Annotated in this window: 18 protein-coding genes; 12 read left to right on the top strand and 6 right to left on the bottom strand. The window is 64.1% G+C overall.

Translation table 11 applies throughout. The annotated features are described in order from the left end of the window. Positions 1–7: 7 nt before the first annotated feature. The 7 genes from AC27VE_RS02470 (at position 8) to AC27VE_RS02440 (ending at position 7,449) form a co-directional block, all read left to right on the top strand. Positions 8–1,018, top strand: a complete 1,011-nt coding sequence (locus AC27VE_RS02470) for an ABC transporter ATP-binding protein (protein ID WP_006228058.1) — start codon at positions 8–10, stop codon at positions 1,016–1,018. Further along, positions 1,015–2,034 carry an ABC transporter ATP-binding protein gene (locus AC27VE_RS02465; protein WP_488702960.1) on the top strand — a complete coding sequence of 340 codons (1,020 nt, stop codon included), beginning with the start codon at positions 1,015–1,017 and terminating at the stop codon, positions 2,032–2,034. The genes AC27VE_RS02470 and AC27VE_RS02465 overlap by 4 nt, the downstream gene beginning before the upstream one ends. Before the next feature lie 278 nt (positions 2,035–2,312). Beyond that, on the top strand, positions 2,313–3,512 hold the full coding sequence (locus AC27VE_RS02460) for a M20 aminoacylase family protein (RefSeq protein ID WP_088589888.1): 1,200 nt from the start codon (positions 2,313–2,315) through the stop codon (positions 3,510–3,512). Between the two features lie 199 nt (positions 3,513–3,711). Next, entirely contained in the window at positions 3,712–4,620 is a 909-nt protein-coding gene (locus AC27VE_RS02455; protein WP_315140104.1) for a TauD/TfdA dioxygenase family protein, read from the top strand. A gap of 46 nt (positions 4,621–4,666) precedes the next feature. Next, positions 4,667–5,710 (top strand): ABC transporter substrate-binding protein, encoded by a 1,044-nt coding sequence (locus AC27VE_RS02450; RefSeq protein ID WP_035214318.1) that lies wholly within the window; start codon positions 4,667–4,669, stop codon positions 5,708–5,710. A gap of 1 nt (position 5,711) precedes the next feature. Further along, positions 5,712–6,554: an ABC transporter ATP-binding protein gene (locus AC27VE_RS02445; protein WP_315140098.1), complete on the top strand. Its 843-nt coding sequence runs from the start codon at positions 5,712–5,714 to the stop codon at positions 6,552–6,554. Between the two features lie 16 nt (positions 6,555–6,570). Then, entirely contained in the window at positions 6,571–7,449 is an 879-nt protein-coding gene (locus tag AC27VE_RS02440; RefSeq protein ID WP_006228064.1) for an ABC transporter permease, read from the top strand. 221 nt (positions 7,450–7,670) lie between these two features. On the opposite strand, the gene AC27VE_RS02435 is transcribed toward AC27VE_RS02440, so the two are convergent. The 5 genes from AC27VE_RS02435 to rpmH all read right to left on the bottom strand — a co-directional run bounded on the left by AC27VE_RS02435 (position 7,671) and on the right by rpmH (position 12,002). Continuing rightward, positions 7,671–9,116: a catalase gene (locus tag AC27VE_RS02435; protein WP_315140093.1), complete on the bottom strand. Its 1,446-nt coding sequence runs from the start codon at positions 9,114–9,116 to the stop codon at positions 7,671–7,673. 268 nt (positions 9,117–9,384) lie between these two features. Then, positions 9,385–11,064, bottom strand: a complete 1,680-nt coding sequence (gene yidC, locus AC27VE_RS02430) for a membrane protein insertase YidC (RefSeq protein ID WP_006228066.1) — start codon at positions 11,062–11,064, stop codon at positions 9,385–9,387. Between the two features lie 48 nt (positions 11,065–11,112). Next, positions 11,113–11,385: a membrane protein insertion efficiency factor YidD gene (gene yidD / locus AC27VE_RS02425; RefSeq protein ID WP_081534447.1), complete on the bottom strand. Its 273-nt coding sequence runs from the start codon at positions 11,383–11,385 to the stop codon at positions 11,113–11,115. Beyond that, positions 11,385–11,756 carry a ribonuclease P protein component gene (locus tag AC27VE_RS02420; RefSeq protein ID WP_088589884.1) on the bottom strand — a complete coding sequence of 124 codons (372 nt, stop codon included), beginning with the start codon at positions 11,754–11,756 and terminating at the stop codon, positions 11,385–11,387. The genes yidD and AC27VE_RS02420 overlap by 1 nt, the downstream gene beginning before the upstream one ends. Positions 11,757–11,867: 111 nt before the next feature. Next, positions 11,868–12,002: a 50S ribosomal protein L34 gene (gene rpmH, locus AC27VE_RS02415; RefSeq protein WP_006228069.1), complete on the bottom strand. Its 135-nt coding sequence runs from the start codon at positions 12,000–12,002 to the stop codon at positions 11,868–11,870. A 404-nt stretch (positions 12,003–12,406) separates the two neighbouring features. On the opposite strand from rpmH, the gene dnaA reads away from it, so the two are divergent. The 4 genes from dnaA (at position 12,407) to AC27VE_RS02395 (ending at position 19,387) form a co-directional block, all read left to right on the top strand. Beyond that, positions 12,407–13,858, top strand: a complete 1,452-nt coding sequence (gene dnaA / locus AC27VE_RS02410) for a chromosomal replication initiator protein DnaA (RefSeq protein WP_088589883.1) — start codon at positions 12,407–12,409, stop codon at positions 13,856–13,858. A gap of 2 nt (positions 13,859–13,860) precedes the next feature. Beyond that, positions 13,861–14,970: a DNA polymerase III subunit beta gene (gene dnaN, locus AC27VE_RS02405; protein ID WP_006227714.1), complete on the top strand. Its 1,110-nt coding sequence runs from the start codon at positions 13,861–13,863 to the stop codon at positions 14,968–14,970. 95 nt (positions 14,971–15,065) lie between these two features. Further along, positions 15,066–17,513 carry a DNA topoisomerase (ATP-hydrolyzing) subunit B gene (gyrB, locus tag AC27VE_RS02400; RefSeq protein WP_006227715.1) on the top strand — a complete coding sequence of 816 codons (2,448 nt, stop codon included), beginning with the start codon at positions 15,066–15,068 and terminating at the stop codon, positions 17,511–17,513. Positions 17,514–17,587: 74 nt separating this feature from the next. Then, positions 17,588–19,387, top strand: coding sequence for a WG repeat-containing protein (locus AC27VE_RS02395; RefSeq protein WP_488702959.1), 1,800 nt, complete (start codon positions 17,588–17,590; stop codon positions 19,385–19,387). Positions 19,388–19,402: 15 nt separating this feature from the next. On the opposite strand, the gene AC27VE_RS02390 is transcribed toward AC27VE_RS02395, so the two are convergent. Then, positions 19,403–20,308: a LysR family transcriptional regulator gene (locus tag AC27VE_RS02390; RefSeq protein WP_035214206.1), complete on the bottom strand. Its 906-nt coding sequence runs from the start codon at positions 20,306–20,308 to the stop codon at positions 19,403–19,405. Positions 20,309–20,471: 163 nt separating this feature from the next. Between AC27VE_RS02390 and AC27VE_RS02385 the strand changes: the two genes are divergently transcribed. Continuing rightward, positions 20,472–20,960, top strand: a complete 489-nt coding sequence (locus AC27VE_RS02385) for a VOC family protein (protein ID WP_006227717.1) — start codon at positions 20,472–20,474, stop codon at positions 20,958–20,960. Positions 20,961–20,962: the final 2 nt, after the last annotated feature.

The following is a 20,962-nucleotide window of genomic DNA, read 5'->3' as shown; positions in this document are numbered from 1 at the left end:
GGACGCGATGCAGACGCCCGTTGTGGACAAGCCGCTGGCCACGCCGCCGACCATTCTTCAAGTGCAGGGCCTGAAGACGCATTTCTTCACGCGCAACGGCATCGTCAAGGCGGTGGACGGCGTGGACCTGACGCTCGCCGAAGGCGAGATCCTGGGGCTGGTGGGGGAATCGGGGTCCGGGAAAAGCATCACGGGATTCTCGTTGATGGGCTTGTTGGACGAGCCGGGCCGCATCGTGGACGGCCAGTTGCGCTTAAACGGCGAAGACCTGCGCGGCGCTACGCCGGCGCGGTGGCGCCAGTTGCGGGGCCAGGAGATCGCGATGATCTTCCAGGACCCGATGATGACGCTGAATCCGGTGCTGCGTGTGGACACGCAGATGATCGAGGCCGTGCAGGCGCACCACAAGGTGTCGCGCGAACAGGCACGCCAGCGCGCCTTGCAGACGCTGACGATGGTGGGCATCCCGTCGCCGCAGGAACGCCTGCGCACCTATCCGCACCAATTGTCGGGCGGCATGCGGCAGCGCGTAGCGATCGCCATCGCGCTGTTGAATTCGCCCCGCCTGATCATCGCGGATGAGCCCACGACGGCGCTGGACGTGACGATCCAGGGGCAGATCCTTTTTGAAGTGCAGAAGCTGTGCCGCGAGACGGGCACGGGCCTGATCTGGATCACGCACGACCTGGCGGTTGTGGCGGGCCTGGCGGACCGCGTGTCGGTGATGTACGCCGGCCGCGTTGTCGAGACCGGCAGCACGCGCGACGTAATCACCCATCCCATGCATCCGTATACGCATGGGCTCATTGCGTCCATCCCCACGCCGGAATCGCGTGGCAGGCCGCTGGTGCCCATTCCAGGCATGACGCCGTCGCTCTTGAACCTGCCGCAGGGCTGTGCGTTCCGCGGGCGTTGCCCGCGCGCCACCGACGCCTGTCTGATCGAACCGCAGCCTGTTGAAGTCCGCCCGGCGCAATGGGTGCGCTGCTGGCATGCCGGAGACCCAGACATCAAATGAGCGCAGCAGAACGCGGCGCGGCCGCCCCCATCCTGTCCCTGCGAGGCGTGGAACTGCGCTTCGTGCAGCCCGTGGACCTGGCCGGACGCATTGCGAACCTGCTGGGGGCGGGCCTGAAGACGCAGGTGGTGCACGCCGTGGGCGGTGTGGACCTGGAAGTGCAGCGCGGCGAAGTGATCGGCATTGTTGGCGAATCCGGCTGTGGAAAGTCCACGTTGGGCCGCATCGTGTCGGGCATATTGCCGCCTTCGTCAGGCGACGTGCACTACCAGGGCAAGGCGGTGAAGGCCATGACCGGCACCGAACGGCGCGCCTACGAGCTGGGCGTGCAGATGATCTTCCAGGACCCGTACGCGTCCCTTAACCCACGCATGCGGGTGCGCGAGATCATCGGCGAGGCGCCGGTGGCGCATGGCCTGATCCGTGCGCGCGACAAGGCGGAGTACGTGGCGGGACTGATGCGTCAGGTGGGGCTGGACCCGGCTTTCGCGCAACGCTATCCGCATCAATTCTCGGGCGGGCAGCGCCAGCGCATTGGCATCGCACGGGCCTTGGCACTGAAGCCCTCGGTGATCGTTTGCGACGAGGCCGTGGCCGCGCTGGACGTATCCATCCAGGCCCAGGTGCTGAATCTCTTCGAACAGCTGCGCGACGATCTGGACCTGACGTATCTCTTCATCAGCCACAACCTGAGCGTGGTCAGCCACATCTCGGACCGCGTGGCCATCATGTATCTGGGCCGCGTGGTGGAGCTTGCGCCCACCGACACCGTGTTCCAGCGCGCCAACCATCCCTACACGCAGGCGCTGCTGAAAGAACTGCCGACGCTGACGCCGGGGCGGCGCAACTACCAGCCGATCAAGGGCGAACTGCCGTCGCCCCTGGACCCGCCCACCGGTTGCGCATTCCACCCGCGTTGCCCACACGCCATGCCGCGCTGCAAGACGGAACGGCCGCTATTGCGCGAGATCGCACCGGGCCAGCACAGCGCCTGCCATTTGAATGATGCGGCGTAGGCGTCATTCGCAGGGCCATTGGACGGTTGGTCGATGTTGCGTGGGCACTGGACGTAGGATGGGTGAAGCGCGAGAATCCCTGGGTAAGAACGCAAGGATCCAGCGCGCGCAACCCATCAATCGACGGTTGTGTTGTGGCGAAATTCGCTAAGGATTCAATGCTGCTTGATGGGTTGCGCGCGCTGGAGCTTGATATTTTTGCTGGGATGTTGCCGCGCTTCACCCATCCTACGTGTGAAGTTTTTCGCCATCACTGAACTCCATTTTTTATCCATGCCATGAAAACTATCGCCGAAATCGAACGCGCGCATCCGGAACTGACCGCGTTGCGCCGGGATATCCATGCCCATCCCGAATTGGCCTTCCAGGAGACGCGCACGTCGAACTTGGTGGCCGAACGCCTGCGTGAATGGGGCCTGGAAGTCCACACGGGGCTGGGCAAGACCGGCGTGGTGGGCGTGTTACGCGCCGGCAGCGGCAAGGCAACCATCGGCCTGCGCGCCGACATGGATGCGCTGCCCATGCCCGAGCACAACCGTTTCGCGCACAAGTCCACCATCAGCGGCCGGATGCACGGCTGTGGCCATGACGGCCATACGGCGATGCTGCTGGGTGCGGCGCAATACCTGTCCACGCACCGCAATTTCGATGGCACCGTTGTGTTCATCTTCCAGCCTGCCGAAGAAGGCGGTAATGCCGGCGCGCGCGCCATGATGCAGGACGGACTGTTCGACAAATTCCCTTGTGATGCCGTGTTCGGCATCCACAACATGCCGGGCATGCCGGTCAACCAGTTCGGCTTCCGCGCCGGGCCGACGATGGCGTCCAGCAACCGCTGGGACATCGTCATCAAGGGCGTGGGCGGCCACGCGGCGCAGCCCCATGCATCGGTCGACCCCATCATCGTGGCGGCCGACATGGTGCATGCCCTGCAGACCGTGATTTCGCGCAGCAAGAACCCGCTGGACCAGGCGGTGCTGTCGATCACGCAGATCCACGCCGGCGACGCCTACAACGTGATTCCGGGCGAAGCGGTGCTGCGCGGCACGGTGCGCACGTATTCCGTGGAAACGCTGGACAAGATCGAAGCGGACATGCGGCGCATTGCCACCACCCTGCCCCAGGTGTACGGCGGCACGGGCGAACTTGACTTCGTGCGTGCCTATCCGCCGCTGGTCAACTGGGAAAAGGAAACGGCCTTTGCGGCCAAGGTCGCCGAAGACACCTTCGGCGCCGAGAACGTGCTGCGCGACATGCCGCCGTTCATGGGCGCAGAGGATTTTTCCTTCTTCCTGGAAGCGATCCCCGGCGCGTACCTGTTCCTGGGCAACGGCGACGGCGATCACCGGATGGAGAGCTATCACGGCATGGGCCCTTGCCAGTTGCACAACCCGAATTACGACTTCAATGACGCCCTGCTGCCGGTGGGCGCGACGTATTGGGTGAAGCTCGTCGAGGCCTATCTGCCGGCTGCCTGACGGCATTGGAAACCAGCGCTTAACACCGATGCGCTATTTGCTTATAGGTGTTGGGCATGAGGCCGCGGGGGTTTCCCTCGCGGCCTTTTCTATATGACGTGAAGCTTTGTTCAAACGCCAATAACTTCGTTTGAGATACAAGGCGCGCTTTCCATAATCGATCGTTCCAGACATGCCGCAAGGCGAACCGGAGCGATCGATGTCCCAGAGCAACGCCTTGCGGCGCGAAGTAGACGCCGCCCCCGTCCCCCACGCGCAGTCCTTTGAACTGCGCCCCCTGCCCGGCCCCGTGGGCGCCGAGATCATCGGCCTGGACCTGTCACGAGACCTGACGGCGGCCGATTTCGCCCGCGTGCATCAGGCGCATCTGGACCATCACTTGCTGGTATTTCGCGACCAGCGCATCACGCCGCAGCAGCATATCGATTTCAGCCGCCGTTTTGGCCGCTTGATGATCCACGTGCTGCACCAATTCCACCTGGCTGATCACCCCGAAATCCTGATCGTCTCCAACATCGTGGAAGACGGCAAGCCGATCGGCTTGGGCGACGCCGGCAAGTACTGGCATTCGGATATTTCGTACAAGGAACTGCCCAGCCTGGGTTCGCTGCTGCACGCGCAGGAGCTGCCTGCCGAAGGCGGCGACACCTTGTTCGCCAACATGCATCTGGCCTACGACACGTTGCCCGCCGCGTTGCGAAACGCGATCGAGGGCAAGCGCGCCGTGCATTCGTATCTGGCGCAGTACGGGCAGTTGCAGAAGGAAGGCAACTGGCGCCCCAACCTGAGCGCCCAGCAGATCGCGCAGGTGCAGGAAGTGGTGCATCCGGTGGTGCGTACGCACCCCGAAAACGGCCGCCGCGCGTTGTTCGTGAGTGAAGGCTTCACGACGCGCATCGTCGATTTGCCGGAAGACGAAAGCCGCGCGCTGCTGGCCGAATTGTTCGCGCACAGCGTGCGCGCCGAGAACATCTATCGCCATCGCTGGCAGCCGCACGACCTGGTGTTCTGGGACAACCGTTCGCTGATCCATCTTGCCGGCGGCACGCCGGATCATCTGCGGCGCAAGTTGTACCGGACCACCATCGAAGGCGATACGCCTTTCTGAAAAACACGCTGTTTCTGACGCAAAGCACTTATCCACAGGGAACACCATGCGTATGTCCTCCGCACTACGGGACCGATTGGTCCAAACCGTTACCGGCGCCGCCCTGGCGTTGATTCTGGGGGTGTTGGCGCTGGCGTCGCCCACGCCCGCCTTGGCCGAAGGGCGCATCCGCATCGCGGAGCAATACGGCATCGTGTACCTGCTGCTGAACGTGGCGCGCGACCAGCAGTTGATCGAAAAACACGGCAAGGCCGAAGGTGTGGATATCTCGGTCGAGTGGGCCAAGCTGTCCGGTGGATCTGCCGTGAACGATGCGCTGTTGTCGGGGGCTGTGGATATCGCGGGGGCGGGCGTCGGACCGCTGCTGACGATCTGGGACCGCACGCACGGCAAGCAGAACGTGAAAGGCGTGGCATCGCTGGGCAACTTTCCTTATTACCTCGTCACGAACAACCCCAATGTGAAGACCATTGCGGACTTCACGGACAAGGACCGCATCGCGGTGCCGGCCGTGGGCGTGTCGGTGCAGTCGCGCGTGCTGCAACTGGCGTCGGCCAAGCTGTGGGGCGACGCGCAATTCAACAAGCTGGACAAGATCTCGGTGGCGCTGCCGCACCCGGACGCGGCGGCGGCGATCATTGCCGGCGGCACGGAAATCACGGGCCATTTCGGCAATCCGCCGTTCCAGGAGCAAGAACTGGCCGAGAACCCCAAGGCGCGCATCGTGCTGAATTCGTACGATGTGCTGGGCGGCCCCAGTTCATCCACCGTGCTGTTTGCGACCGAGAAATTCCGCAAGGAAAATCCCAAGACGTACAAAGCGTTCCAGGAAGCGCTGAAGGAAGCCGCCGCCTTTGCCGCCGCCAATCCGGAGCAGGCCGCCGACATCTACCTGCGCGTCACCGGCGCCAAGCAGGACCGCGACTTCCTGATCAAGGTAATCAAGAACCCCGACGTGCAATTCAAGCTGGAGCCGCAGAACACCTTTGCGCTGGCCGAGTTCATGCACAAGGTGGGCGCCATCAAGAACGCGCCGGCCAGCTGGCGCGACTACTTCTTCGATGATCCGCTGACGGCGCAAGGCAGCTGATATGTCGGTGACCGCCGCCAGGCCTGTGGATAACGTTGACCAGGCGTCGCCGCTGCTGGCTGTGGATAAGGTGACAATCGAATATAAGACGCGTGAAAGGCGGGTTCGCGCCACGCATCAGGTCAGTTTTGAAGTCCACGGCGCGGACCGTTTCATCCTGCTGGGACCCTCTGGTTGCGGTAAATCCACGCTGCTCAAGGCAGTGGCCGGCTTTCTGCCGCCCACCGAAGGACGCATCGCGATCGATGGGCAGACGGTGCAGGGCCCGGGTCCGGACCGTATCGTCGTGTTCCAGGAATTCGACCAGTTGCCGCCGTGGAAGACGCTGCGGCAGAACGTGGCGTTTCCGCTGCTGGCCTCGCGCAAGCTGGGCCGGCGTGAAGCGGATGAGCGCGCCATGCACTATCTGGACAAGGTGGGCCTGGCCGCCTTCGCGGACGCCTATCCCCACACGCTTTCCGGCGGCATGAAGCAGCGCGTGGCGATTGCGCGCGCACTGGCCATGCAGCCGCGCGTGCTGTTGATGGACGAGCCCTTTGCCGCCCTGGACGCCCTGACCCGCCGCCGCATGCAGGAAGAGCTGATGGCCTTGTGGGAAGACGTGCGCTTCACCCTGCTGTTCGTCACGCATTCGATCGAAGAGGCGCTGGTGCTGGGTAGCCGCGTGCTGCTGCTGTCGCCGCATCCCGGCCGCGTGCGCGCCGAACTGAACGCGCACGCCTTCGGCTTGCACAGCCAGGGATCCGCCGCCTTCCAATCGGCGGCCAAGCGTATCCATGACCTGTTGTTCGAGTCGCCTCTGCCTCTGTCCGATTCCGCACAGGCCGAGCGCGCGGCGGCTTGAGTATGAGTACCCTTCCATGAGCACCGCCTACCCCGCCTCGCCCCCCATTCGTCCCGAAGTCGAGTACGAGCTGCCGCCCTTGCCGGCGCAGGCGGCGGAAACGCCGTTACCGTGGCACGAACGGCTATGGCAGCACGCCAGCCTGCGCAAGCTGGTGATCCTGGCGCTGCTGGCTGCCTTGTGGGAGCTGGCGGCGCGCTACACCGACAATGACCTGTTGCTTCCGGGCGCCTGGCAGACGGCGCAGGCTTTTGTGCAGGGTATCGCCAATGGCGAGCTGCCGGCGCGCGCCGGACAGTCGCTGCGTGTGCTGGTGCAGGGGTATCTGGCCGGCGTCGCACTCGCGTTCGTACTGACCACGCTGGCGGTATCCACGCGCTTCGGCCGCGACCTGCTGTCCACGCTGACCGCCATGTTCAACCCGCTGCCGGCTATCGCCCTGCTGCCGCTGGCCTTGCTGTGGTTCGGGCTGGGCGAAGGTAGCCTGGTGTTCGTGCTGATCCATTCCGTGCTGTGGGCGCTGGCGCTGAACATGTATGCGGGTTTCCTGGGCGTGTCGGAAACCCTGCGCATGGCGGGCCGCAACTATGGGCTGACGGGCTTGCGCTACGTGCTGCAGATCCTGGTGCCGGCCGCGCTGCCGGCCATCCTGGCCGGCTTGAAAATCGGCTGGGCGTTCGCCTGGCGCACCTTGATTGCCGCGGAACTGGTATTCGGGGCGTCCAGCGGCAAGGGAGGTCTCGGCTGGTACATCTTCCAGAACCGCAACGAGTTATACACAGACCGCGTGTTCGCGGGGCTGGCCGCGGTGGTCATCATCGGCCTGCTTGTGGAAAACCTGGGATTCGACAATCTGGAGCGTTTGACGGTGCGGCGCTGGGGGATGCAGCGTTGAGGTGATGGGTTGCGCGCGTTTGGCGTTTGCCGGCGTTGGGCGGCATTGCCGCGCTTCACCCATCCTACGAAGGTTGATCGTGCGTCGTAGGATGGGTGGAGCGCGCGGCAGTGTTTGCCCGCGAGCGGCCGCCCAGCGCGCGCAACCCATCACCCGAACCACCTAAAAAAAAAGCGGCCCCAAGAAGGGGCCGCTTTCCTTTCTGACCAGCGACCAGGCGCTTAGATCTTCAGTCCCAGCGCCTTTGCAACACCGGCGGCATAGGCCGGGTCGGCCTTTCTGAAGTGTTCCAGTTGGCGGCGCTGGATTTCTTCGGGTACGCCCGCCATGTGGCGGCCGATGTTACCGAACAGCAGTTCCTGCTGGGCCGGCGTCATCAGGCGGAACAAGGCGCCCGGTTGCGAGTAGTAGTCGTCATCCACGCGGTGGTTCCAGCGCGCGGCGGCCTGGCCGTCCAGGGCCAGCGGCGGTTCGCCGGCGGACGGGGTTTCCTTCCACTCGCCCGCGCTGTTGGGCTCGTAGTTCAGCGTGCCGCCGGCGTTGCCGTCCACGCGGCCGGCGCCGTCGCGGTGGTAGCTGTGGACGGGGCAGCGCGCAGCGTTCACCGGGATCTGGTGGTGATTGATGCCCAGGCGATAGCGGTGCGTGTCCCCGTACGAGAACAGGCGCCCTTGCAGCATCTTGTCCGGCGAGAAATCGATGCCGGGGACGATATTGGCGGGCGTGAAGGCGGCTTGCTCCACTTCCGCGAAATAGTTCTCGGGGTTCTTGTTCAGTTCCAGCACGCCCACTTCAATCAGCGGGTAGTCGCCGTGCGGCCAGACCTTGGTCAGGTCGAACGGGTTGATGTGATAGGTCTCGGCTTCGGCCTCGGGCATGATCTGCACCTTCAGCGTCCACTTCGGGAAGTTGCCCTGCGCGATGTTGTTGAACAGGTCGCGCTGCGAGCTTTCGCGGTCGTGAGCGACCACTTGCGCCGCTTCCTCGTCGGTCAGACAGGCGATGCCTTGCTGCGACTTGAAGTGGAATTTCACGTAGAAGCGTTCGTTGTTGCTGTTGACGAAGCTGAACGTGTGCGAGCCGAAACCATGCTGCTGGCGCAGGTTGGCCGGGATGCCGCGATCGCTCATCAGGGTCGTCACCTGGTGCAGCGATTCGGGGCTGAGCGACCAGAAGTCCCAGGCGGCGGTGGCGCTGCGCAGGTTGGTCTTGGGGTCGCGTTTTTGGGTGTGGATAAAGTCGGGAAACTTCAGCGGATCACGGATGAAGAAGACGGGGGTGTTGTTGCCCACCAGGTCCCAGTTGCCTTCATCGGTGTAGAACTTGATGGCGAAGCCGCGCACGTCGCGTTCGGCGTCGGCCGCGCCGCGTTCGCCGGCAACCGTGGAAAAGCGCAAAAACAGCGGAGTTTGCTTGCCGACCTGCGAAAAGATGTTGGCGCGCGTGTAGCGCGTGATGTCATGCGTGACGGTGAACGTGCCGTAAGCGCCCGAGCCTTTGGCGTGGACGACGCGTTCCGGGATGCGTTCGCGGTCGAAGTGGGCAAGCTTTTCAATCAGCCAGAAGTCCTGCAACAGCGCGGGACCGCGGGGGCCGGCGGTCAGCGTGTTGTTATTGTCCGCCACCGGCGCGCCTGCTGCGGTGGTCAGATGCTTCTTGTCGGTCATAGCACACTCCCTACGTGATTCTGGAATGCGCGTGCCCTGGTAGGCCCGCGCCGTGTCGTGCATACCCCCGCGCTGCCGCCTGGGGAATATGTCCGACACATCATAGGGGTCATGGTTGCACTTGTGAAGTTGATTGATACGTCAAATTCAATAGTATTTATCTATTATCAACGGCTCGATGCGGCAGCAGGACGCGAGGCGCGCTGGCGTCGCGGGCGAAAAAAAACCGGCCCCTGAGGGCCGGTTCTTCATGCTTGCAACGTCAGGCTCAGCGGTTCGCCAAGGCTTCCGTCTTGCGCTGCATGGCGCGGGTGATGGACCACTGCTGGGCGATCGACAAGGTGTTGTTGACGCACCAGTACAGCACCAGGCCGGCCGGGAAGAAGAACATCATCCCGCCGAACACCAGCGGCATGATCATCATGACCTTGGCCTGGATGGGATCCGGAGGCGTCGGGTTCAGTTTGATCTGCAGGAACATGGTGGCCATCATGATGGCGGGCAAAATGAAGAACGGGTCGCGGATCGACAGGTCATGCACCCACAGGATCCACGGCGCGCCGCGCATTTCCACGCTGGCCAGCAGCACCCAGTACAGCGAGATGAACACCGGGATCTGCACCACCATCGGCAAGCAGCCGCCCAGCGGGTTGATCTTTTCGGTGCGGTACATCTCCATCATGGCGGCGTTGAGCTTCTGCTTGTCGTCGCCGTACTTTTCCTTCAGGGCCTGCAGGCGCGGGGCCACTTGCTTCATGCGGGCCATCGAGCGGTAGCTCGCGGCGGCCAGCGGGTAGAAGATGGCCTTGATCAGCACGGTCAGCGCAACGATGGTCCAGCCCCAGTTGCCCAGGAGCGAATGCAGCCAGGTCATGAGCGTGAACAGCGGCTTGGCGATGATGGTCAGCCAGCCATAGTCCACCACCAGTTCCAGGCCAGGGGCGAGCGCCGCCATGGCCTTCTGGTCTTGCGGACCGACCCACAGGTGCGAGTCAACGCGCGACGCGGCGCCGGGGGCGATTTCGCCGACGGCTTCGATGCTGCGGGCGGCGTACAGGTTCTTCTGCACTTCCAGCAGTTCGTTCGTGCGCGGCTTGCCTTGCGGCGGCACCCAGGCGGTGGCGAAGTAATGCTGCACCACGGCGATCCAGCCGTTGTCCGCCTGCTTGATGTAGTTGGCCTTCTTCTTCTCGATATCGCTGAACGTGCTCTTTTGGAACTTGTCCTGCTCGGAGTAGACGGCGAAGCCGGTGAACGTGTGATAGAAGCTGGACGTGTCGGCCGGGTCGTTGCCGTCGCGCTCAAGCTGCAGATACAGCGCGGGCGTCACGGGGGCGGAACCGACGTTGGCCAGGTCGTGGCGCACGTCGATGTCGTAGCGGCCCTTGTGCAAGGTGAACGACTTGGTGACCTTCACGCCACCCGATTCGCCTTCGAACGAGACGACCAGGTTGTCGCCGGTCAGCTGGCGTTCCGACGTCACCAGGCGGAAAGGCGTCTGGTGCGTGGGGAAGCTCTGGCCGTTGGGCGCGCCAACCACGCCGGACTGCACGACGTAGTTCAGGCCGGCCGAACGATCCAGCAGAACCGTGGGCTTGTCCGGCTGGCCGGTTGCCGGGTACTTCAGCAGTTCGGCGCGCACCAGTTGGGCGCCCATCGTGTCGAACGTCAGGCGCAGCACGTCGGTGGTGATGACGACTTCTTCCGAGCGCGCGGCAGCGGGCGTGGCGGCGCCAGGGACCGCCGACGGCGCGGTGGCCGCGGTTGCGGGCGCGCTGGGCACCGAAGGCGTGGCGTTATTGGCGCCGGCCTGCGGATCCGTCGTGCTGGCCGCGGGCGTGGGGCCCCCGAACAGCGACGGCTTGCCGTTATGGATTTGCCAGTTGTTCCAAAGGAGCAACAGCGAAAAGGAAAAAATCATCCAGAGGACGGTACGTCGGATATCCATGGTGCCTACTGAAGTGAATACGGGCCAGCAAAGCCCGCCAGTTTAGCGTCAATCGTGCTCGGTGCGGTGGCTGTGGGAGCAGCACGGGGTGCCTTTGGTTCCCGGGGCCGGTGGAACCGGATCCCAGCCGCCGGGCGACCACGGATGGCATCGGCCAATGCGCCGGACGCCCAGCCAGAAGCCGCGCCAGGCGCCGTGGCGTTCGATTGCTTCAATCGCGTACGCCGAGCAAGTCGGGGTGAAGCGGCACTGCCTGCCTATCCAGGGACTCAGGAAGAACCTGTAGAACCGGATGGGGGCGATGAGCAGTGCTTTGAAAATCATCGCGCGATCCGCTCAAAGTGAGCATCCACTTCGGCCCTAGCCAAGCGTTTAAGCGAGGTGAGCGTGGTGGGAGCGACCTTGCTATGCAGGCGCACGACGTAATCCTTGGCGGGCAGCGCCAGACGCCGGTGGCGGAACGCTTCGCGGATGACCCGCTTGATGGCGTTGCGCGTACTGGCGTGGGCGGCGAACCGCTTGGCAATGATGAGTCCCAAGCGCGCACAGGCATCCTGACCGGGGGGCAGATCATTGGGAGCTGAAGTCACAATGAATAACGCCCCTCGGGCAAGACGCCGGCCTTTTAGGGCAGCGGCGAACTCGGAGGGGCGATGCAGCCGCGCCTCCGGGGGAAGCGTGGAGCGCGGCATGGACTGCGGGTCAGGCGTTTGCGCGGAACCGGAACGAGATTGCGAGAGGTCTTGCAATATGGCCGGTCCGTGCAAATAGTCAGGTTTCCGGAAAAACCGGAAATCCCGGACTTAGACGGCCAGACGCTTGCGGCCCTTGGCGCGACGGGCGCTCAGGATGGCGCGGCCAGCGCGGGTTTTCATGCGCACGCGAAAGCCATGGGTGCGCTTGCGGCGGGTAACGGAAGGTTGGTAGGTACGTTTCATGGACGATCCACAAAAAGAACAAAAGTCAGAAGGGACCTGCCCGGAGGGTTCCAGGTCGCGCATTCAGAAGCGGGTATCTAGTAAGCATTTTTGCAACAGGTGCAAAAACAACTCGTAGACGGGGCTCTGGACTGGGAATTTCTTCCCAGGCGACCTATTCAGCAAAGCTAAAAACCGGACAGTGCGGAAAGCGCCCCGACCTATGAAAGGAGGGTACTTGCCACAACTCCGGCTAAGCTCTCTGTGAAACCTTCTGACAGACAGAATTCGGAAAAGCCCACCATTTCAGCAAGTTTTCCCTGTCTTGTCAAACAGTTAAGCCTGGGCAGTGTAGACGCTTATGTCCTACCCTGTGGATAACCCGTGCTCAGGCAAGGTAGAATCGAGGTTTGAATAAGAGCGACATGAAAGAATTCTGGCAGACCTGCGTCAGTCGTCTTGAGCAGGAACTCCCCCCCCAACAAATCAGCGCGTGGATACGACCGCTGGTCCCGCTTGCGTACGACGAAACGCAGGCGGTGCTGCGCGTTGCCGCGCCCAACCGCTTCAAGCTGGATTGGGTGCGCAAGAACTTTTCCCACCAGATCGAAGCGTTGGCCGCGGAGTGGTTCAAGCGACCGGTACAGGTCTTGTTCGAGTTGCCGTCCCACGGAGCCGCGCCGCGCATGCCGGTCGCTCCCGTGCGTGCGCAGCCGCCGGAACAAACGCACCTGTCCGCTGCTCAGCCCTCAGGCGGCGCGCCGCCCATGCAGGCCGCGGCACCGCCCGCCCCTCCCGCCACGACCGTGGCGGCGCAGGCGGTGACGGCCGACGCGGCCAACATCGTGTACGAGCGCTCGCGGCTGAACACGGACCTGACGTTCGAGAACTTCGTGACGGGTAAGGCCAACCAGCTGGCGCGCGCCGCCGCGCTGCAGGTGGCCGAGAACCCCGGTACCTCGTACAACCCGCTGTTCCTGTACGGCGGCGTGGGCCTGGGCAAGACCCACCTGATCCACGCCATCGGCAACGCCATGGTCGCGGCGGGCACCGGGGTGCGCGTGCGCTATGTGCATGCCGACCAATACGTGTCCGACGTGGTGAAGGCGTACCAGCGCAAGGCGTTCGACGACTTCAAGCGTTATTACCATTCGCTGGATCTGCTGCTGATCGACGATATCCAGTTCTTCTCCGGCAAGAACCGCACGCAGGAAGAGTTCTTCTACGCGTTCGAGGCGATGGTGGCCCAGCGCAAGCAGATCATCATCACCAGCGATACGTATCCGAAGGAACTGTCGGGCATCGACAGCCGCCTGATCTCGCGCTTTGATTCCGGCCTGACGGTGGCGATCGAGCCGCCGGAGCTGGAAATGCGCGTGGCGATTCTGCTGCGCAAGGCGGAATCCGAAGGCGTGCCCATGCCCGAGGAAGTGGCCTTCTTCATCGCCAAGCATCTGCGCAGCAACGTGCGCGAACTGGAAGGCGCGCTGCGCAAGGTCCTGGCCTACGCCCGCTTCCACGGCCGCGACGTGCTGACGGTGGATGTCTGCAAGGAAGCCCTGAAGGACCTGCTGTCCGTGTCCAACGGCCAGATCACTGTGGAAAACATCCAGAAGACGGTTGCGGATTTCTACAAGATCAAGGTCGCCGACATGTACTCGAAACGCCGGCCCGCCAATATCGCGTTGCCGCGCCAGGTTGCGATGTACCTGGCCAAGGAGCTGACCCAGAAAAGCCTGCCGGAAATCGGCGATCTGTTCGGTGGCCGTGATCACACCACCGTCCTGCACGCCGTCCGCAAAATTTCCGACGCCCGCGCAAAGCAAGCGGAGCTCAACCATACCCTGCACGTGTTGGAACAAACTCTAAAAGGATGAACATGCAACTCGTACAAACCACACGCGATGCATTGCTGAAACCGCTGTCGACCGTGGCGGGCATCGTCGAAAGACGCCATACCCTGCCCATCCTGGCGAACATCCTGATGCGCAAGGAAGGCAACAAAGTTGCTTTCATTGCGACCGACCTCGAAGTACAGATCACCACGCACGCCGACTTCGGCGTGGGCCAGGACAACGAGTCCACTACGGTTGCGGCGCGCAAGCTGCTGGACATCCTGAAGGCGTTGCCGGACACCGGCGACGTGCGCCTGGCGCTCGCCAGCAACAAGCTGTCGGTCCAGTCGGCCAAGAGCCGCTTCGCGTTGCAGACGCTGGCTGCCAGCGAGTTCCCCACCGTCGCTCAGCCCGAGCAGTGGGACGTCTCGCTCACCATGCCGCAACGCACGCTGCGCCACCTGTTCAACATGGTGCACTTCGCCATGGCGCAACAGGACATCCGCTATTACCTGAACGGCATGCTGCTGGTATTTGAACCGGGTCGTGTGCGCGCCGTCGCCACCGATGGCCACCGCCTGGCGCATTGCTCGACCGAGGCCGACGGCATTGCCGAACGCCACGAAGTGATCGTCCCGCGCAAGACCGTGCTGGAAATGCAGCGCCTGCTGGAAGACTCCGACGAGGTGGTCTCCATCGATGTGGCGCCCGGCCAGATCCGTTTCCGTTTCGGCGACGTGGAACTGGTGTCCAAGCTGGTTGAAGGCAAGTTCCCCGATTTCACGCGTGTGATTCCCACGAACTACACGCGCCACTTCATGGTGGGCCGCGAAGCGCTCCAGGGCAGCCTGCAGCGTGCCGCCATCCTGACCACCGACAAGTTCAAGGGCGTGCGCCTGCAACTGGCGCAGAACCAGATGAAGATCTCGTCCTCCAACGCCGAGCAGGAAGAGGCGCAGGAAGAAATCGACATCGATTACGGCCATGAAGCCCTGGACGTGGGCTTCAATGTGGGCTACCTGCTCGACGTGCTGGCCAACGTGAAGGTCGACAACATCCAGTGGTCGGTCATGCCCGATGCGAACGCGTCGGCGCTCATCACCTTGCCCGAAGACGACCAGTTCAAGTACGTCGTCATGCCCATGCGGATCTGATCCGCGCCCCATTTGTGGGTTTGTGCCGCTTGCGGGCCTAGGCCTGCGGGCGGTCCGGCCGCCAGGCCGTTCTTTAAAGCGTTATCGATACAGACATGTCAGATCAGCAGAACACCACTCCCGAGAACAGCGGCTACGGCGCTGACTCGATCAAGATGCTCAAGGGGCTGGAGGCCGTGCGCAAGCGCCCCGGCATGTACATCGGCGACACGTCCGACGGCACCGGCTTGCACCACATGGTGTTCGAAGTCGTGGATAACGCCATCGACGAAGCCCTGGCCGGCCATTGCGACGATATCGTCGTCACGATCCACACCGACAACTCGATCTCGGTCACCGATAACGGCCGCGGCATTCCGACCGATATCCACAAGGAAGACGAATTCCACCGCAGCGCGGCGGAAATCGTCATGACCGAACTGCACGCCGGCGGCAAGTTCGACCAGAACTCGTACAAGGTGTCTGGCGGCCTGCACGGCGTGGGCGTGTCTTGCGTGAACGCGCTGTCTGAATGGCTGCGCCTGACCATCCGCCGCAACGGCCAGGTCCACCAGATGGAATTCCGCCAAGGCGCGCGTGTTGCGCCCCTGGCGGTGACGGGCACGACGGACATGCGCGGCACGGAAGTGCGCTTCCTGGCCGACCCGATCATCTTCAACAACATCGAATACCACTACGAGATCCTCTCCAAGCGCTTGCGCGAGCTCTCGTTCCTGAACAACGGCGTGAAGATCCGCCTGGTTGACCAGCGCCAGGGCAAGGAAGAGAACTTCGCGTTCTCGGGCGGCGTGAAGGGCTTCGTCGAATACATCAACCGCACCAAGACCGTGCTGCACCCGAACGTGTTCTCGGTCACCACCGAGTCCGCCGCCGGCGGCGTGTCGGTGGGCGTTGAAGTGGCGATGCAGTGGAACGACAGCTACAGCGAAAGCGTGCTGTGCTTCACCAACAACATCCCGCAGCGCGACGGCGGTTCGCACTTGACCGGCCTGCGCGCGGCCATGACCCGCATTCTGAACAAGTACATTGCCGACAACGAACTGGCCAAGAAAGCCAAGGTCGAGACGTCCGGCGACGACATGCGCGAAGGCCTGGCCTGCGTGCTGTCGGTGAAGGTGCCCGAGCCCAAGTTCAGCAGCCAGACCAAGGACAAACTGGTCTCCAGCGAAGTGCGTCCAGCCGTTGAAGAAGCCGTGGCCCGCACGCTGGAAACCTGGCTGCTTGAGAACCCGAACGACGCCAAGGCGCTGTGCAACAAGATCGTCGAAGCCGCCCGTGCCCGCGAAGCCGCCCGCAAGGCGCGCGAGATGACGCGCCGCAAGAGCGTGCTGGAAGGCGCTGGCCTGCCCGGCAAGCTGGCTGACTGCCAGGAAAAGGATCCGGCGCTGTGCGAGCTGTACATCGTCGAGGGTGACTCCGCAGGCGGTTCGGCCAAGCAAGGCCGTGACCGCAAGTTCCAGGCCATCCTGCCGCTGCGCGGCAAGGTGCTGAACGTGGAAAAGGCGCGCTTTGACCGCCTGATCGCCAGCGAACAGATCGCCACGCTGATCACGGCGCTGGGCACGAGCATCGGCCCCGATTTCAACGTGGACAAGCTGCGCTACCACCGCCTGATCATCATGACTGACGCGGACGTGGACGGCGCGCACATCCGTACCTTGCTGCTGACGCTGCTGTACCGCCAGATGCCTGAGCTGGTGCAGCGCGGCTACGTGTATATCGCGCAGCCGCCGCTGTACAAGGTGAAGGTTGGCCGCGAAGAACGCTATCTGAAGGACGACCAGGAAGAAGCGCAGTTCATGCTGCAACTGGCGCTGAAAGATGCCGAGATCATCTCGGGTGGCAACATCATCCGCGGCGAAGAGCTTACCGACCTGGCCAGCCAGTACGTGGCCGCCGACGGCGTCATCGCGCGTTTGGCGAAGGTGTTCGATGTGGGCGCCCTGTCGGCCATGGCCGAAGGCGTCGAGATCAATCTGGAAACGGCCGAGTCCACCGCCGATTCCGCCAAGCGCCTGGCTGACGCCATGCGTGATCCGGTCAGCGGCAACGGCGTGGAAGTGGTGCCGCAGTTTGATGAAGCCACCGAGCGCCATCGTTTGTCGGTGCAGCGCATGCACCACGGCAACGTGCGCGTCAGCATCATCGACGCCGACTTCGTCAACGGTTCGGACTACGGCATCCTGTCCAAGGCTGCCAAGAGCTTCCTGGGCAAGGTCGGTTCGCGGTCGCTGGCCGCCCGCGGCGAAGGCGACAAGCGCAAGGAACAGACTGTGTCCGACTTCCGCGAAGCCATGCAGTGGCTGCGCAGCGAAGCCGACCGCAGCATCTCGAAGCAGCGTTACAAGGGTCTGGGTGAAATGAACCCGGAACAGCTGTGGGAAACCACGATGGACCCGAAGGTGCGCCGCCTGTTGCGCGTGCAGATCGAAGACGCCATCGCGGCCGACGAGGTCTTCACGACGCTGATGGGCGACGACGTGGAACCGCGCCGCGCCTTCATCGAAAGGAACGCGCTGTCGGCGGGCAATATCGACGCTTGATCGCGGCCGCTGTGTCGTAGCGAAGGCCAGCCTTGACGGGCTGGCCTTTGTTTTTTTGTTGCAAGGATGCAGTGATGGGTAATCGGGCGTGGTTGGGTTTGCAGTCGGAACAGGATGGCCAGGTGGTGTCAGCGGAAATCGCCAGCGCCAACGGCAATCTGCCGACCTTGTGGCAGGTGCTATTGGCAGATGGTGAGTTGTCGCAAGCGGATGCGTCGCAGCGGGTGTTCGGCGACGCCGGCACCGCCGGGCTGGCCGTGCCGGCGCACTCGGCGCATGACCGTTTGTGCGAGGTCGCGGCGTTCTTGCTGTCGCATGCGGCAAGCGACGATGCGCCCTACTGCTTGCAGCTGGATGCCGCGGCCACCTATCTTGCCGAACGGATCGACGGGGAACCCGAAGACGCCGACTTGTGGATAAGCGCGAATCTGGACGAACTGGCGTGGATGCACGGCGACGGCGCGGCGGCGTATGTCCGTCATGTGCGCGAGCTGTGCAGCCAGCGCTGGCAGGCGTTGCGCGAAGGGATGGCGGCGCAAGACGTGGCGGGCGTCCTGCGCTTGCTGGAGGTGCGCGATGTGGATGATGCCTCGGGGTGGGCGTGGCGCTTCGGATTGGGCGGCCTGGATCACCCCTACTTCGCCGAGCAAGAGCCGGCGCGTGCCGTTCGGTATGAAGACTTCGTGGCTGATGTTGGGGAAGGTGGCGACGAAGATCACGACGACACGCACCTGGGCGAAGGATTGCACCGCTTTGTTGTGGACAACTTGTGGGGCGTGCGCGTCGGCCCGGCCGATGGCGGACAGGTGGTGCTGGCGCCGCAGTTCGACGCGATCTGGGCATTTGAGGACGGCGTCGCCACGGTATTGAAGGACGACAAGCTGGGCTTGATCGACACCGGCGGCCACGCGCTGATGCCGTGCGTGCTGGATGAGGTGTGGAGTTATGCACAGGGTCTGGTGATGGCGCGCGTCGGGGAGAACATCGGCTTTGTGGATAAGCTGGGGGCGTGGGCCATCCCGCCGCGTTTCGAATTCGCAGGCGATTTCTCGCCGGGGGGCTTGGCGCCTGCCTGCGAGGCCGGGCAATGGGGCTTGATCGACCAGCGCGGCGCGTGGCGCGTGCCGCCGCAGTGGGACGACATCAATTGGGAAGACGCGCTGCATGCGTATGTGACCCGGCGCGGCGGATTGCAGGGGTTGATCGATACCCAGGGACGCCAGCTGCTGGACGCCGTGTACGAGGCGATGGGACCGGTGGATACCGAGACGGAGGCGGCTGAGCAGTGCGCGCGCGGCCAGATGCGGATTCGTGTCCTGACCGGCGATAACCGGCGCGGGATCGTCGACGGCCAGGGCAACGTGCGGGTGCCGGTGGCGTATACGGATCTGGGCGACATCGTGTGGCTGCCGTCTGAGGATCCTGCCGAAATCACCCCCGCGCCTGCCGGGCAGCCAGGCCGCTACGTGCGCGTGTTGCAGTGCGTGGAGCATGCGGAGTGGGACGCGTGGTTCCAGGGCGTCTATGACATGCGGGAAGGCCGCGAGGTGGTGCCGTGTGCGCACCAGATGGTGTTCGGCTTGAACTGGGGCGTGGCCTACGGGTGGCTGTGCGCGGCGGCGCCCGAGACGCCCTCCTCCCACAGCCCGGACGGTTTGCATGTGGGCATTGCGGCGGCGGATGGCGCCTGGCTGCATGAGCCGGTCTACGCCTGGATCGGCGCGCCGGCCTCGTTGCGGACGGCTGACGGCATCGATGGCGGGCCACCTGAGATTGCGCGGCAGTGGAGCCAGGGGCTGGCCGTGCAGGCGGCACGGGCCGATACGGGCGTGTTGGAGTGGTTGCATCCGGATGGCCGGACGGTGCGCTCCTAGGCGTATTGCCGGGCGCTACATCGCCACGTCGCACACCTGCTTGATGGTCTGCCGCAACCACCGGTGCGCCGGGTCGCTGTCCAGACGCGGCGGCCAGGCCTGCACGACCCGCACGGGCGGCGTCGGCAACGGCACGGGAAAGCTGCGAAGTGCCAATCCCAGCCGTTCAATCCCCGGCATCAGATGCTGCGGCATCGACGGCAGGATCAGGTCGGAATCGGCCAGGGCGAAGATGGCGGCGTGGAAGGTGGGGGTGATCAGCGCGACGCGGCGGGTCAGGCTCAGATCGGCCAGCGCTAGATCGATGGGCCCTTGCGCCCGGCCGCGGCGCGACACGCTGATGTGGTCGTAGGCCGTCAGGCGCTGCGGGGTGATGGCGCCTTTGAAGATGGCGTGCTCGGCGCGCGCCAAGCCGCAGAACGACGTGGTGAAGAGCGTCTGCACCTTGATGTCCGCGCCGAACTTCTGGGACGACCCAATGTAGAGGTCGGCGTCGCCGCTCAACGCGTCGCTGTCGTCTTCAGCTTCGGAGAGGAAGCGCAACACGCTGTGCGGCGCGTAGCGGCGCAGGTGCTCGCGCAGGCGGCCGCCGAAGGCACCCACGAACACGTCATTGGCGCGCAGGGTGAAGACGCGTGTCAACGTGCCCAGGTTGACGTCCTGGCTGAAGGCGGAGAACACGGTTTGCGCCTGTTCGACCACGCTGCGCACCTGGTCGCGCAGTTCAAGCGCGCGCGGCGTGGGCGCCAGGCCCCGGCCTGAACGTACCAGCACCGGATCGCCCACCGCTTCGCGGATGCGGGCCAGGGTGCGGCTCATGGCCGGCGTGCTCAGGTTGAGCCGGCGCGCGGCGCCGGCGACGCTGCCTTCCTGGATCAAGACGTCCAGGGTCAGCAGCAGGTTGAGGTCTGGCGTATTCATGCCGCCAAGCATAGCGTGCACGCGCGGTACGGCGGCGCGCCCAGGGTTGCGAAAAACGCAATCGTGGATTGCCTGTGCCGGCATTCCCCGTGACGGGAGCGGACGCCACCATGGCGCACCTGGCGGTGCATGGGCGCCAGCCGGACAAACCAAGGAGAGACAAATGGCGCTGGACGTACTGGAGCTGCATCATCACGCGGTGCGCATGCCGCTGGGCAAGGTGGCGGCCATGGGCGCGTTCTATGGAGACGTGCTGGGCCTGGACACGGATAAGGGCCGCTGGGAAATCCCGGGCATCGCGGGGTACTTCCTGGACCTGGGCAACGATTGCCAGATCCATCTGCTGGGCAGCGACGGCCCTTCGCCCTATTCCCAAGGGCCCGGCTGCGATCCGGTGGAAAACCACGTGGCGCTGGCGGTTCGCGATATTGCCGAGGCCGAAGCCGAGCTGCAGCGGCAGGGCGTGGACTACTGGAAGCTGGACAACGTGGCGGCGCCCGAGCTGATGCAGCTGTTCCTGCGCGACCCGGTGGGCAACCTGATCGAACTGCACCAGATCGGCCGCTGCCGCTGCAAGCGTAGCGACCGCCTGTTCGCCGACCAGAAGGCGGCGGCCGGTGCGGCGCCGACCCAAGCGGCCGGGCAAGACTGAGG

The organism is Achromobacter sp. 18P8.1.1, from assembly GCF_057799415.1.
Note: the sequence above shows the minus strand (reverse complement) of the source record. Positions and strands in the feature narration are given on the sequence as shown.

Coding starts and splice junctions, on each gene's coding strand:
- AC27VE_RS02470 (WP_006228058.1), top strand. CDS start 8: ATGCAGACGCCCGTTGTGGACAAGCCGCTGGCCACGCCGCCGACCATT.
- AC27VE_RS02465 (WP_488702960.1), top strand. CDS start 1,015: ATGAGCGCAGCAGAACGCGGCGCGGCCGCCCCCATCCTGTCCCTGCGA.
- AC27VE_RS02460 (WP_088589888.1), top strand. CDS start 2,313: ATGAAAACTATCGCCGAAATCGAACGCGCGCATCCGGAACTGACCGCG.
- AC27VE_RS02455 (WP_315140104.1), top strand. CDS start 3,712: ATGTCCCAGAGCAACGCCTTGCGGCGCGAAGTAGACGCCGCCCCCGTC.
- AC27VE_RS02450 (WP_035214318.1), top strand. CDS start 4,667: ATGCGTATGTCCTCCGCACTACGGGACCGATTGGTCCAAACCGTTACC.
- AC27VE_RS02445 (WP_315140098.1), top strand. CDS start 5,712: ATGTCGGTGACCGCCGCCAGGCCTGTGGATAACGTTGACCAGGCGTCG.
- AC27VE_RS02440 (WP_006228064.1), top strand. CDS start 6,571: ATGAGCACCGCCTACCCCGCCTCGCCCCCCATTCGTCCCGAAGTCGAG.
- AC27VE_RS02435 (WP_315140093.1), bottom strand. CDS start 9,116: ATGACCGACAAGAAGCATCTGACCACCGCAGCAGGCGCGCCGGTGGCG.
- yidC (WP_006228066.1), bottom strand. CDS start 11,064: ATGGATATCCGACGTACCGTCCTCTGGATGATTTTTTCCTTTTCGCTG.
- AC27VE_RS02420 (WP_088589884.1), bottom strand. CDS start 11,756: ATGCCGCGCTCCACGCTTCCCCCGGAGGCGCGGCTGCATCGCCCCTCC.
- rpmH (WP_006228069.1), bottom strand. CDS start 12,002: ATGAAACGTACCTACCAACCTTCCGTTACCCGCCGCAAGCGCACCCAT.
- dnaA (WP_088589883.1), top strand. CDS start 12,407: ATGAAAGAATTCTGGCAGACCTGCGTCAGTCGTCTTGAGCAGGAACTC.
- dnaN (WP_006227714.1), top strand. CDS start 13,861: ATGCAACTCGTACAAACCACACGCGATGCATTGCTGAAACCGCTGTCG.
- gyrB (WP_006227715.1), top strand. CDS start 15,066: ATGTCAGATCAGCAGAACACCACTCCCGAGAACAGCGGCTACGGCGCT.
- AC27VE_RS02395 (WP_488702959.1), top strand. CDS start 17,588: ATGGGTAATCGGGCGTGGTTGGGTTTGCAGTCGGAACAGGATGGCCAG.
- AC27VE_RS02390 (WP_035214206.1), bottom strand. CDS start 20,308: ATGAATACGCCAGACCTCAACCTGCTGCTGACCCTGGACGTCTTGATC.
- AC27VE_RS02385 (WP_006227717.1), top strand. CDS start 20,472: ATGGCGCTGGACGTACTGGAGCTGCATCATCACGCGGTGCGCATGCCG.